The following is a 13596-nucleotide window of genomic DNA, read 5'->3' on the forward strand; positions in this document are numbered from 1 at the left end:
GCGAGCGTTTTGCTGACACGTCGCCAGATAATGTTCGGTTCGGGCCTCGCGCTTTGCGCGGGGCTTTCTGGCTTTGGTTTCAGAGCCGCCGCCGCATCTCCTCCACGTGTGGTGGCGATCGACTGGGCAGCGGCAGAAGCCATGCTTTCATTCGGTATTGTTCCCGTAGGGCTTTCCGATACAGCGTTCTATCGTCAGCGCATGGCGGCACCGGTTTTACCGGAAACGGTCGTTGATGTCGGGCCGTTCTGGGAGATCAATCTTGAAGCCCTTGCAGCGCTGAAGCCCGATTTTGTGATCGCAACGGACTATAATCTCGTGATGACGCCGCGCATCGCGGATGTTGCGCGTGTCGAGCTGGTGCCGAGCATCACAACGCCGAATGTCGAACGATACCGGCTGGCGATCGAGATACTGAACCGCGTCGCGGACTTATGCGGTGTTTCGCCTTCCGTGCCGTCTTCTGTGGTTGAGGACGCGGAAAGCCGTTTTGCAAAGGCGCGCGAGACTGTCTCGAAGCATGATTATGCGGTGGGTATCATGCTGCCTGATATCGGCGGGCGTGAAATGACCATGTATGGCGAAGGCACGCTTCCCGATGCCGTGTTGCGAAAACTCGGACTTTCCAATGTCTGGGAAGGCCCGGTCAATGGAACCGGCATGGCGCGTGTCGGACTTGATCGGCTGATGGAAAGCGCTGATGCGGCGTTTCTCGTCGTGGATATTCCTTCGCAGCGGGTTCAGACCGAACGCTCCTTACAACAGAACACGATGTGGAAATTGCTCCGACCAGTGCGCGACGGGCGCGTGGCATGGCTCAATCAATTCCATCCTTTTGGCGGTGTACCTTCTGCGGCCCATCTGGCGGATCTCATCGCCTCGGCATTGGAGAACATGGCGTGAGCAGCGTTGAAGTAACCCACGGCCGCACGCGAGCTTCCCCGCTGCGCTGGGCAATGCTGGGTTTGTCGGTCGCATTTGTATTGTTGCTCATTGTTCAGGGCTTTTTCAGCATTGCTGCGCCTTCGGAATGGCTGCGCATCGTGGCAGCTCCCAATCTGGACGATCCACGCCATGTGATCGGTTATTACAGCTTTCTGCCGCGTCTTGCGGTTGGCCTGCTTGTGGGTGGTGCGCTCGGGCTTGGCGGCGCAGTGTTTCAAACCGTTCTGCGCAATCCGCTGGCTGAACCCGGACTTCTTGGTGTTGCCTCCGGCGCGCAGATTGCACTGGCTTTCACGCTGGTTTTCGCACCCGGCCTATGGATGGCGGGCAACGAAGCCATCGCGCTCATCGGTGCTGGACTGGCACTCAGCCTTTCGCTGTTTATCGCCTCTCGCGGACGGTTTTCATCGACAACTGTCGTGCTGGCCGGCTTGATGGTCGGGCTTTATTGCAATGCAATCTTCAGCCTGCTCGTACTCTTCAATCATGATTACCTCATCAACCTGCTGACCTGGCAGGCAGGTTCCCTGCAGCAAGGTGGCTGGGAAGTCTGCCTTTATCTTCTCCCGCGTCTCCTGCCGCTTGCAGCGCTTATCTTCATCCTGCAACGGCCGCTCAATCTTCTTTCGCTTGGCGATAATCAGGCAAAGGGACTCGGTATTTCGCCAGCAATGATGCGGCTGGTTCTGCTTGCTGCCGCAGCGGCGATGGCTGCGGTTATCACCAGCAGTCTTGGACTGATTGGTATGATCGGACTTGCCGCACCAAATCTTGCACGCACTTTTGCGCCCGGACAGGATGGGCGCAGGCTCTTATGGTCGGCCTTGCTTGGTGCGTTGCTGCTGGTCGGTATCGATCAGCTGCTGCGGGCCATAGCGCCTTTCGTCGGCAACATTCCCGCGGGTGCCGCTGCAGGCCTTTTCACAGGACCAATTCTTGTCATTCTGGCAAGCCGCGTTCGTCTGCCTGCTGTGCCTTCAACGCAGGCAATCACCCCGGCGAGAGAGCAGATCAAGAAACCGCTGCACCTGCTTTTAGCGCTTTCATGCGCTCTTGCCCTTTGCATGATCATATCGGCGCTGGTGTCGAAAACACCTGAAGGCTGGAGCCTTGGCGCACCAGAGGCCGTAACATGGTGGCGTGTGCCACGTATTTTTACGGCGGCCGGCGCAGGCATATGTCTTGCGGTTGCGGGCCTTGTTCTACAGGGTACGCTCCGAAACCCGATGGCCAGTCCCGACTTGCTTGGCATTGGTTATGGCGCGGGCTTCGGGCTTGCAATCGCAGTGCTCTTCATTGGCGATGCGGGTGGCTTTTCCAAGCTTGTTGTGGCCTCCATTGGCGCTTTGGTGGTGCTCAGCGCCATTGCCGGGATCGGCTGGCGTATGGCGTTCCAGCCAGAGCGTGTTCTTCTTGTCGGCGTAGGCTTGGGAAGCATGTTCCACGCGCTGATGATCCTGCTTCTTGCCAGCGGCAATCCGCGTGTGGCTGGCCTCCTGAACTGGTTTTCCGGTTCAATGGGCAATATCGGCTGGAATGACGCGGCTTTGGTTTGCATCTGCGCGATTATCGTTCTGCTTGCGGCTCTTCTTTTCAGGCGCCCACTCGACCTCTTTCCGTTGGGCGATGTGACAGCGCGCGCTGTTGGCCTCAAAGTCTCGTCAAGCCGCGCGATCCTTCTTGCTCTTGCAGGTGTTGGAACAACAGCGGCAACGATCACCATTGGGCCTGTCAGTTTCATCGGTCTTATGGTGCCGCATTTTGCTGCCCTGCTCGGGTTCAGAAGCGTGACGATGCGCCTGCTCGCCAGCGCTCTGCTCGGCGCATTGCTGCTCGTTTTTGCGGATTGGCTTGGGCGCAATCTCGCTTATCCGTGGCCCATGTCTGCCGGGTTGCTCGCATCCCTCATCGGGGGCGGCTTTTTTCTCAGGTTACTTTCCAAACCAAATTAGCCAAATCAAACTAGCCAAGTAAAACTAGCCAAGTAAAATTGGATCGACCTTTAGTCTGAAAACCATTCCGGCTTTCAATCATTCCAGGCAGATTGAAGAAGTGGGTGACACTATTCGCTTTTCGCGTAAGTTCGACTGACTTCTATTGGATTTCTAGAACTCGCATTCATCGGCAAAAAATCCGTGACGAGATAATCCATCGGAGGGGCTTGACTGACAAGGACCCGATACAGAAAACCTAAACCATAAAAAGATGCATGCCTTCTGAGAAACGGGAGAAATAAACTTTGGCAGTCGGTCGTCAATCCATGCCGCCGCTCAACGCGCTGGTAGTTTTCGACAGTGCGGCTCGGCTCGGGAGTTTCTCTCGCGCAGGTTTGGAGCTCGGCCTCACCCAAAGCGCCGTCAGTCGGCAGATTGGCAAGCTGGAAGCCTTCATAGGCTCGAAACTGTTCAATCGTCTGCCTGTCGGCGTGCAGTTGACTGCTATCGGGGAGAGCTATGCCTCGGAGGTAAGCCGACTTCTGGGCGATCTGAGCGCTGTCACAGACGGCTTGCGGGCATGGATTGGGCCGCGACAAATCACGATCGCCTGTTCACGCGGGATTGCCGACCAGTGGTTCCTATCGCGAATAGGCAGGCTGAAGGCGGAAATTCCCGGAATCGAAATCCGGTTGCGTGTAACGGATGACGTGGCACATCTGCGCCTGGACGAGTTTGATCTTGCGCTATTCTATCGCAAGGAGCGGCCTATCGGGGTCAATCTGACCGTGCTGGGCCGGGAGGAAGTCGTACCCGTCTCAGCGCCAGGCGTGCCCGGCATCATGGAACAGGAGGCACCGGTTCTGCTCGCCATCGAAGATACAATGCGCGAGTGGCAGGGTTGGCCGGAATGGTGGCATGATGCCAGACTTTCTCGTCCAGCCGGTGCACTGGAATGGCGGCTCGGTGACTATGGTCTTTGTGTTGCCGCCGCAACGCAGGGCATCGGTATCACGCTTGGCTGGACTTGGCTTATCAAGGAGCAGCTTGCGAGCGGAACATTGGTCCCGGCGCACAGCCACATGATGCGGTCGGACGCCTATTTCTATCTCATGCGACCAGCTGATCGTCACCAGCGCAAAATCGTGCGGGAAGTGTCCGACTGGCTGATAGCAAGCAATGGAACAGATCCAATCACATAAAGATGATCGGATCTGTTAAACATATCATTCCTGCGGAAGAGCGACGCGGCGACGCGCAACCATGCGGAAACGGATGTATCCGATAACGGTGATTATCAGCCAGGCAACCTGTGAGATGAAGGAGCCGAGGTTGAAATTCCAGGCAAGCGAATAGATCAGCGCGACCCCGCCCAAAACATTCAGCAACGGAATGACCGGATCATCGACGGAAAAAATACGCAATTGAATCAGCGCATAGCCCAGAAGGTAAAAGAACGCGCCCACCAAGCCGATCACATCCGGCAAACCCATTTTCGATCTCCAGGATCATCAAAATCTGAAAAAGCGGGGATTGCTTTCCTGAACGAAAAGCACCCCTGCCATCACTGTTGAACGCTCCTTTATTCCTGTTCGCGCAAATGCCAAGACACACATTTCGCATGGGGGTATGCACAAAAGTCATACCCAGAAATTCGACATCAACCCTTGAAAATAAGGGGTCCGGTGAGCTACCCCACCCGCAAAAGCCAATAAGCTATGACTTAAACACAGGGGTACAGAATGCCTGAGCAAAAAAGCCAGTTTCAATTGACACGCCGCTCTTTCATGTCGGGCGCAGCGGGCTTTGGCCTTGTTGCGGCAAGTGGCATGAGTGGCCTTATCAATTCTGCAATGGCCGCAGAAGGTGATGGCACACCAAAGAAAGGCGGAGTGCTCAAGCTCGGCATTGGAGGCGGCTCTACCACAGACAATTTCGATCCGCGCCTGCTGAAGGATTGGGTTCCGGTCAATCAGGCTTACATGCTGATGAACGGCCTTGTCGAAATCGACGCCAACAACAAGGCTGTGCCTGAGCTGTTTGAAAGCTGGGAACCGTCTGCCGACGCCAAGGAATGGACCTTCAAGGTTCGTCAGGGCGTGACCTTCCACAATGGCAAGACGCTCGACGCTGACGATATCATCTATTCGATCAACCTGCATCGCGGCGAAACCACATCCGGTGCTCGTTCGCTCGCTTCGGAATTTACCGATGTCGTCAAGGTTGATGCCGCTACAGTCAAGATTGCGCTGACGAGCGGCAACGCTGATCTGCCTTACATCCTGTCCGATTATCACTTCCTCGTGGTTCCCAAGGACTGGACCGATTTCAACAAGCCGGTCGGCACCGGTCCTTTTGTCTTCGAGCGTTTCCAGCCGGGCGTGCGTTCGCGTTTCACGCGTAATGAAAGCTACTGGAAGCCCAATACGGCCTGGGTCGATGCAGTTGAAGTCATCGTCATCAATGATGTGTCGGCCCGTACCAACGCCATGATGTCCGGTCAGGTTCACGCTATCAACCAGCTTGATTTCAAGACGGTCGATCTGCTCAAGCGCAATCCGAACCTCAACATTGTCCAGTCGTCTGGCGGCCAGCATTTCTCCTTCCTGATGGACTGCACGCAGGCGCCGTTCACCGACAACAATGTTCGCCTTGCCGTCAAGCACGCCATCGACCGGGAGCAACTGCTCAAGACAGCCTTGCGCGGCTACGGACGCTTGGGTAACGACAATCCGATCCCGAGCACCGACCCGTTCTTCGACGCTGCACTGCCGCAGCGTGCCTATGATCCGGAAAAGGCAAAGTTCTATCTGAAGCAGGCTGGCATGGATTCACTGAAAATCCAGCTTTCGGCTTCTGACGCAGCCTTCACTGGCGCCGTCGATGCAGCCGCGATCTTCCGCACTGCTGCAGCCAAGTCAGGGATAGAGATCGATATCAAGCGTGAGCCGGCCGACGGATATTGGGACAATGTCTGGATGAAGGCACCGTTCTGCATGTCTTATCGTGGTGGTCGCCCGACTGCTGATCAGGCCCTGTCGGTCGCTTATGCATCCAACGCTTCGCAAAACGATACACATTGGAAGAGCGCTGACTTTGACGCCAAATTGCTCGAAGCCCGTGCAATGCTCGATCAGGCCAAGCGCAAGGAAATCTATGCCGAGCTGCAGGCCATGATCAGCAATGATGGCGGCGCGCTTATCCCAATGTTCGGCGACTATCTCGACGCCACCTCCAAGAAGCTCAAGGGCGTCACCACGCATCCGATGTTCAATCTGATGGGTGCGCGCCTTGCCGAAAAAGTCTGGCTGGAAGCATAATGTTCGTTCTAATTCTCAAGCGTGTGGGGCTCGGGCTCCTCACGCTGTTCCTCGTGTCGGCGTTGATTTTCGCCGGCACGCAGATCCTGCCGGGTGATGTGGCGTCCGCCATTCTCGGTCAGAATGCCACGCCGGAAGCGCTTGCCACGCTGCGCGAAAGCCTCGGTCTCAATCAACCGGTCCTCGCACGCTATTTCGCGTGGCTTGCAGGTTTCGTGACCGGTGATCTTGGCACCTCGCTTGCCAATCAGCAGCCGGTTGCAGAACTGCTTTGGCCACGTTTCTGGAATACGATGGCACTGGCAGCCTTTGCCGCGGTCGTCAGCGTTCCAATCGCCATCCTTCTCGGCCTTGTCACCGCGGTCAAACGCGGCGGTATTTTCGACCGTGTTATCAACATTGTGGCGCTGGCTTTCGTTTCTCTGCCCGAATATTTCCTCGGCCTGTTGCTGATCCTGTTCCTGTCGATCCGCTTCAACCTGCTGCCAAGCCTCGCCGACACCTATGAAGGCATGACCTTCCTCGAATGGATTCAGGCCACGGCCCTGCCCGCACTGACGCTGGTTCTCGTGACGGTCGCGCAGATGATGCGCATGACCCGCACGGCCGTTTTGTCGGTGATGGATCAGGCCTATGTCGAAACGGCATATCTCAAAGGACTTCGCACCAAGCGCGTTGTGACCAAGCACGCGTTGCCCAATGCGGCGGCGCCTATCGTCAATGTGGTGGCGTTCAACATCGCATACCTCATCACCGGTGTGGTGCTTGTCGAAGCTGTTTTCAACTATAACGGCCTTGGCCGCTTCATGGTTGACGCCGTTTCCAAGCGTGACCTTCCGCTCGTGCAGGCTGCGGCCCTCGTCTTTGGCGCGGCCTATGTCATTCTCAATATCATCGCCGATGTCGCTGCCATCGCGCTCAATCCGCGTCTGAGGCACCCCCGATGAAAAAGTCTATTCCCCTGACGGCGTGGGTCGGTCTTGCGATCGTCACGCTCTGCCTCCTGATGTTTCTGTTCGGCCCGCTAATCGCGCCTTATGGTCAGGAAGAAATCGTTGGTGCACCGTTTGATCCGCCATCGGCACAGTTCTGGTTCGGTCTCGATCAGAATGGTCGCGACATGCTCTCGCGCTTGCTCTTCGGTGCGCAGATGTCGATCGGCGTCTCGCTCGCAGCGTCGCTCCTGTCGTTCAGCGTTGGAGTACCGCTCGGCTTCCTTGCAGCCATCTTCGGCGGCTGGGTCGATACGATCCTTTCGCGCATCGTCGATACCGTCATGTGCATTCCCGTGCTCATTTCGGCGCTCGTCATCCTGCAGGCGCTCGGCTCGTCACTGCCGGTTCTGATCATCACCATCGCATTGCTTGATTCCACCCGCGTGTTCCGCTTAGCACGCATCGTGGCGCAGGGCGTCAATGTGCTGGAATATGCTGAAACCGCCCGTCTTCGTGGCGAAGGTCTCGGCTGGCTGATCTGGCGTGAAATCCTGCCGAATACGCTGCCGCCGCTGATTGCGGAATTCGGCCTGCGTTTTTGCTTCACCTTCCTTTTCGTGGCCGGTCTGTCGTTCCTTGGCCTTGGCATTCAGCCGCCATTCGCGGACTGGGGCGGCATGGTGAAGGACAACCAGCAGGCTATTCTCTACGGCCTCTACGCACCGCTTTTTCCGGCGGCTGCAATCGCCATCCTCACCGTTGGCGTCAACCTCGTCGTTGACTGGCTTTTGGCCGGACGCACGACCACGCAGGGAGCTGATCGATGAGCAAGGATATCGTTCTTTCAATCTCCGACCTCGTCGTCAAAGCACCCAATGACGCAACGCTTGTCGATCATGTCGATGTGACGCTGAAGCGTGGCGAAGTGCTTGGCCTTATTGGCGAGTCCGGCGCAGGCAAATCCACCATTGGCCTTGCCGCGATGGGCTATGGCCGTGGCGGCTGCAGGATCGCTGAAGGCACCGTTGTCGTTGACGATATTTCGCTGATGGATGGCACCCGCGAGACCCGTGAAAAGGCGCGCGGCGCACGCATCGCCTATGTGGCACAAAGTGCGGCGGCGTCGTTTAATCCGGCGCACCGCATTGGCGATCAGATCATGGAAGGCCCGCTCTATCATGGCCTGATGACCAAGGCAGAAGCCAAGGCATGGATGCTGGAACTGCTGCATACATTGCAGCTTCCGGATGCCGACACTTTTGGTGATCGCTATCCGCATCAGGTTTCCGGTGGTCAGTTGCAGCGTGCCATGGTCGCCATGGCCATGTCCTGCCGCCCGGATATTCTGGTGCTGGACGAGCCGACAACCGCGCTGGACGTCACGACCCAGATCGAAGTGCTGGCACTCCTGCGCAGCCTGATCCAGCGTTACAACACTGCCGCTCTTTACATCACGCATGACCTTGCAGTCGTGGCCCAAATTGCCGACCGCATCATGGTTCTGCGTCACGGCAAAATGGTCGAGCTTGGTTCTGCAGAAGAAATTCTCGAAGCGCCAAAGCAGGACTATACCCAGCGTCTGGTGTCTGAGCGTGAATCGAGCATTTCGGGCGAACAGGCCGAACACAAGACCGGCGAAATCCTGCTCGAAGTGAAAAACGCAACCGCCTATTACGGCAAGAAGCTCGTCCTGACCGATGTGGGTTGCTACATCCGTCGCAGCGAAACGCTTGCGGTCGTGGGTGAATCCGGTTCCGGAAAATCAACGCTTGCGCGCATTATTGCAGGCCTGCCGCCACACTCAAGCGGTATCATCACGCTTGCCGGGCAGCGGCTGGAAGCGAACTACAAAAAGCGCTCGCGCGAAGAACTGCGCCGCATTCAGCTGGTTTACCAGCTTCCGGACGTGGCATTGAACCCACGCCAGACCGTTGGTGAGATCATCGGTCGTCCGATGAAGTTCTATTTCGGCATGAATGAGGACCAGCGCGAGATCGAGGTCCAGCGTCTGCTTGAACTGATCGGCCTGCCTGCCGACTTTGCGAACCGCCTTCCGGGCGCACTTTCAGGCGGACAGAAACAACGCGTGTGTATCGCCCGCGCGCTGGCAGCAAAGCCTGATCTTATCATCTGCGATGAAGTCACCTCGGCGCTTGACCCGCTCGTGGCTGAGGAAATTCTCAGACTTCTGCGCAAGTTGCAGGACGAATTGCACGTGTCATATCTCTTCATCACCCACGACCTTGGCGTCGTCCGTCGGCTCGCCGACCGCACCATGGTGATGCAGAAGGGCAAGGTGGTCGAAACCGGCACCACGAAGGCAATCTTCGAACCGCCTTACGAGCCCTATACGGAGCAGCTCATCACATCCGTTCCGGAGCTGCGCCGCGACTGGCTGGACGACATACTCAAGGCTCGCGCCGCCAGCTAAACTACCGATGCGGCGCTAATGCCGCACCGGCTCCTCTTTATTGAAATTGGAACCGATCATGACCGTCAATATCACCGAGCACCTGTGGATCACTCTGAAAGATGGCACCCGTCTTGGCGCGCGCCTGTGGCTGCCTGAAGGCGCTGAGGCAAATCCCGTTCCTGCCGTGCTCGAATATATTCCATACCGCAAGCGTGATGGCACCCGTGGCCGCGATGAGCCAATGCATGGCTATTTCGCACAGAACGGCTATGCCGCGATCCGTGTCGACATGCGTGGTACGGGCGAATCCGATGGACATATGGCTGACGAATACATCCAGCAGGAACAGGATGACGCGCTGGAAGTCATCGCCTGGATCGCTGAGCAACCATGGTGCAGCGGCAATGTCGGCATGATGGGCAAGAGCTGGGGGGGCTTCAACGGCCTTCAGGTCGCAGCCTGCCGTCCACCAGCATTGAAGGCGATCATCACCGCCTATTCGACCGACGACCGTTTCCGCGACGACATCCACTACATGGGCGGCCTGCTGCTCAATGATAATCTCTGGTGGGGCACCATCATGCTCGCCTATCAGTCGCGTCCGCTCGATCCGGCGATTGTGGGTGCCGGTTGGCGCGATGCATGGATTGAACGTCTGGAACGCCTGCCATTCTTCCCGGCGCTCTGGCTTGAACACCAGCATTACGATGAATACTGGAAGCATGGCTCGGTCTGCGAAGACTGGTCAGCAATCCAGTGCCCGGTTCTCGCCATTGGCGCATGGGCCGACAGTTACACCAATGCTGTTCCGCGCCTGCTCGAAAACCTGCAGGTTCCTGCGCGCGGCATTATCGGCCCTTGGGGTCACGTCTATCCGCAGGACGGCCTGCCGGGTCCGGCAATCGGCTTCCTGCAGGAAGCAGTGCGCTGGTGGGACCAGTGGCTCAAGGGCAAAGACACCGGCATCATGGACGAGCCGAAGCTGCGCGCCTATGTCTGCGACACCATCGAGCCGACTGGCTCCCGCTACTTCACCAATGGACGCTGGGTTGGCGAACAGAACTGGCCGTCGACGGAAATCACGCCTAAGTCCTTCGCGCTTGGTGCAGATTTCACGCTGGGCAAGGCCGATGCCGCCAAGGCTGTGCTTTCGATTTCCTCGCCAAACAGCCACGGTAAGGCTGGCGGCGAATGGATGGCAACGGGTTGCCCCGGCGAACACCCGACCGATCAGCGTCTTGACGATGGCGGCTCGCTCAACTTCGACACACCCGTCCTGACCGAAGATCTTGAAATTCTGGGTGCGCCGGTTGCTCGCCTGACATTTACCGTTGATCAACCGGTTGCACAGGTTTCGCTGCGCCTGAGCGACGTTCTGCCGGATGGCCGCATCACTCGCGTCAGCTATCAGGTCTTCAACCTCAACCACATCAACGGCCATGACAAGCCGGAAATGCTGGTGCCGGGCAAGACCTATGAAATCGCGATCAAGCTCAACGATAGTGGCTATAGCTTCAAGAAGGGCCATCGCATCCGTCTTTCGGTTGCAACGGGTTACTGGCCGATGGTCTGGCCATCGCCAAAGCGCGTGATGCTGACGCTCGACACCGCCACATCGGTTCTCGATCTGCCCGTGCGCCTGCCGTCTGCTGACGATGCGAAGGTTTGCTTCCAGAAGCCAGCGCATGGCCCGGCAACACCGATGACCCAGCTTGATCCGGGCAGCGTACGCCGCTGGACCGAACAGGATCACGTCACCGGCGAAACGCTCTATGTGACGGAAGGCATCGGCGGTCTGTTCGGCGAAGGTATCTTGCGCTTTGACGATCTCGACACACAGTTGAGCCACAGTCTCAAGCGCGAGCTGCGCGTCAATGACAATGACCCGCTGTCGGCATCCTATGTGCTGACACAGGCCTATCAGATGGGTCGTGAAGGCTGGATGATCGACATCAAAAGCATCACGAAGATGCATTCAGATGCTGAGAGTTTCTACATTTCCGGCGTACTGACGGCGAAGGAAAATGGCGAGACGGTCAAAATCCGCGAATGGAACCAGACTATTCCGCGCGACCATCTTTAAATGGTCACCACCAGCGTCAGTCCACTTTATTGGATTGACGCTGGTGATGAAACATATGCCGGACGGCACAATGCCAGTTCAATTCAGCTGAACAAAACGTCGTCGGACGTCAACTCGCTCAGCAAGACACCTTCAATTACAATCCCATTCGTTGCGCCATCGATGCTGACGAAAACACCGTCTGGTGTATCAACTGACGCCGCGACGAAGCTGGCGAAATCAGTTATGACCTCAGTATCCCGGAACAAAAGCACATCGCCACCTTGGACATCAAAGTCGGTGACGTGATCAATATCGTTGGATTGCAGTGATGCATTGTCCCAAATGAATGTATCGGCTTCAGTTCCACCGCTGAGAGTGTCTGCACCGGTTCCGCCCAATAACCGGTCAGAGCTTGCGCCACCGTACAGTTTATCATCGCCCTCGCCACCGAGAAGGCTGTCCAGCCCAAACGCTCCATGGATCACGTCGTTGCCCCCGCGACCATTATAGGTATCGTTCCCACTCAAACCTTCACGATAACTCTCGATGCTGACGATGCGGTCATCGCCGTTTCCGCCGAATACCTGAGCACCCTGATAGGCGGAGATGACACTGATGTTGAACACCTCGGTCGAGGTATAGTCGGCGGCGTCGAACTTGAAACCGGCTGCCACATCGTCGAAAGTGACGGCCAATGTATCAATACCGTCGCCTCCATCAATGGTGCCAAGTCCTCCATCCGAATAGATCGAAAACGTGTCGTTTCCGGCACCGCCGTGCATTTCAAACCAATAGCCACTATAGCCACTGTCTATTGATCCTGCGGTGAAGTAGTCGTTTCCGTCGCCTCCAAACAAGATATCGCCGTCCGTGTCCGTGTTCTGTAAATAGTCGTCGCCTGCTCCACCCAATAATATGTCGGTTCCAGCTCCGCCGTAGAGACGGTCATTGCCATCTCCTCCATTCAGCGTGTCGTTACCTTCGTCGCCCATCAGGGTATCGTTTCCCCTGCCGCCGCTGAGCTTATCGTTGCCATCATTACCGGACAGCGTGTCATTGCCATTACCGCCGTCGATCACATCATCACCGCTGCCGCCCTTGATCTGGTCGTCACCATCCCCGCCCAGTAGATTGTCGTGGCCCGCTCCACCGGTTATCTGGTCGTTGCCAGTACCGCCTCGCACATAATCATTGCCCGCGCCTGCATGTATGTTGGCAAACTGGAAGCCCGTAGCATCTATAGTATCATTGCCCGCGCCGGTCTTGAGGTTGAGGCGTTCCAGATCGGTGAAGTAGAGGTGATCAAAGCTTGAGCTGCCATCTCCCCAATAGGCATGTCCCTGCATTGCGTTAAACGCAACTGAGTCTGAACGATTGGATAAATCGGTAACGAGCGTATCAACCCCTTCACCACCTCTTGCCGCACCGCCCGAAAAATTGAATATGAGGCGGTCGTTGCCGCTGGCGCCGTTTAATTCATCGAACTCCGGCACATTGCGCCATGTTGTTGTCAGGACGTCATCGCCCGCACCGCCGTCGATGATATCGCTACCAAGACCTCCGTCGACGATGTCATTTCCCGCAAGGGCCCAGATGCGGTCATTCTCTTCCGTGCCAACTATAGTATCGGCATCATTGGTTCCAACGATCTTCGGCATCGCATGTCCTCCTACTGAATATAGCAGAAGTATGGGCGAATATTTTATCATAGTTAAATAAGATAATATTACATTCAAAACTATTTTGATTATCAAAGTAATTTAATGATAGATATTATGGTATATGGAAGATAATTGTAAATTATAAATCGACTTGGTTGTGAGCCGATATTCTCATCGAAGCGAAGTGCGATTTGGAACGGAAGCTTCGATTATTTTCATCCAGATGGATGCTTCCTCGACCGTAACTGACCGGTGTATGGACGGTACGATTAGGCTTCGTACTCAGTCCCTATTGCAATAGCAGTGCGCGCTTGCTTAATTGA

General features: G+C 56.5%; 10 protein-coding genes. 8 read left to right on the forward strand and 2 right to left on the reverse strand.

Features of this window, described 5'->3' with window-relative positions; translation table 11 throughout:
- Positions 1 to 9: 9 nt before the first annotated feature.
- The 3 genes from AC1RHM_RS06845 (at position 10) to AC1RHM_RS06855 (ending at position 4081) form a co-directional block, all read left to right on the forward strand.
- Entirely contained in the window at positions 10 to 903 is an 894-nt protein-coding gene (locus tag AC1RHM_RS06845; protein ID WP_226622698.1) for an ABC transporter substrate-binding protein, read from the forward strand.
- Positions 900 to 2897: a Fe(3+)-hydroxamate ABC transporter permease FhuB gene (gene fhuB, locus AC1RHM_RS06850; RefSeq protein WP_010660513.1), complete on the forward strand. Its 1998-nt coding sequence runs from the start codon at positions 900 to 902 to the stop codon at positions 2895 to 2897. The genes AC1RHM_RS06845 and fhuB overlap by 4 nt, the downstream gene beginning before the upstream one ends.
- Before the next feature lie 287 nt (positions 2898 to 3184).
- Positions 3185 to 4081 carry a LysR family transcriptional regulator gene (locus AC1RHM_RS06855; protein ID WP_010660512.1) on the forward strand — a complete coding sequence of 299 codons (897 nt, stop codon included), beginning with the start codon at positions 3185 to 3187 and terminating at the stop codon, positions 4079 to 4081.
- A 24-nt stretch (positions 4082 to 4105) separates the two neighbouring features.
- Here AC1RHM_RS06855 and AC1RHM_RS06860 read toward each other — a convergent pair whose 3' ends face one another.
- Positions 4106 to 4372: a CBU_0592 family membrane protein gene (locus tag AC1RHM_RS06860; protein ID WP_010660511.1), complete on the reverse strand. Its 267-nt coding sequence runs from the start codon at positions 4370 to 4372 to the stop codon at positions 4106 to 4108.
- Between the two features lie 249 nt (positions 4373 to 4621).
- Between AC1RHM_RS06860 and AC1RHM_RS06865 the strand changes: the two genes are divergently transcribed.
- From AC1RHM_RS06865 to AC1RHM_RS06885, 5 genes are read left to right on the forward strand one after another with little or no spacing between them, the layout of a single operon-like run.
- Positions 4622 to 6199 carry an ABC transporter substrate-binding protein gene (locus AC1RHM_RS06865; RefSeq protein ID WP_010660510.1) on the forward strand — a complete coding sequence of 526 codons (1578 nt, stop codon included), beginning with the start codon at positions 4622 to 4624 and terminating at the stop codon, positions 6197 to 6199.
- Positions 6199 to 7146: an ABC transporter permease gene (locus AC1RHM_RS06870; protein WP_010660509.1), complete on the forward strand. Its 948-nt coding sequence runs from the start codon at positions 6199 to 6201 to the stop codon at positions 7144 to 7146. Before AC1RHM_RS06865 ends, AC1RHM_RS06870 begins: the two co-directional genes overlap by 1 nt.
- Positions 7143 to 7961, forward strand: a complete 819-nt coding sequence (locus AC1RHM_RS06875; protein WP_010660508.1) for an ABC transporter permease — start codon at positions 7143 to 7145, stop codon at positions 7959 to 7961. Before AC1RHM_RS06870 ends, AC1RHM_RS06875 begins: the two co-directional genes overlap by 4 nt.
- Positions 7958 to 9565, forward strand: coding sequence for an ABC transporter ATP-binding protein (locus AC1RHM_RS06880; protein WP_010660507.1), 1608 nt, complete (start codon positions 7958 to 7960; stop codon positions 9563 to 9565). The genes AC1RHM_RS06875 and AC1RHM_RS06880 overlap by 4 nt, the downstream gene beginning before the upstream one ends.
- Positions 9566 to 9623: 58 nt before the next feature.
- Complete coding sequence (locus AC1RHM_RS06885; RefSeq protein WP_029928603.1) at positions 9624 to 11630, forward strand: CocE/NonD family hydrolase; 2007 nt, start codon at positions 9624 to 9626, stop codon at positions 11628 to 11630.
- Positions 11631 to 11713: 83 nt separating this feature from the next.
- Here AC1RHM_RS06885 and AC1RHM_RS06890 read toward each other — a convergent pair whose 3' ends face one another.
- A complete protein-coding gene (locus AC1RHM_RS06890; protein ID WP_029928601.1) occupies positions 11714 to 13270 on the reverse strand; it encodes a calcium-binding protein in 1557 nt (518 codons plus the stop codon).
- Between the last annotated feature and the right edge of the window lie 326 nt (positions 13271 to 13596).

Source organism: Brucella sp. GW823-FHT04E01, from assembly GCF_058796175.1.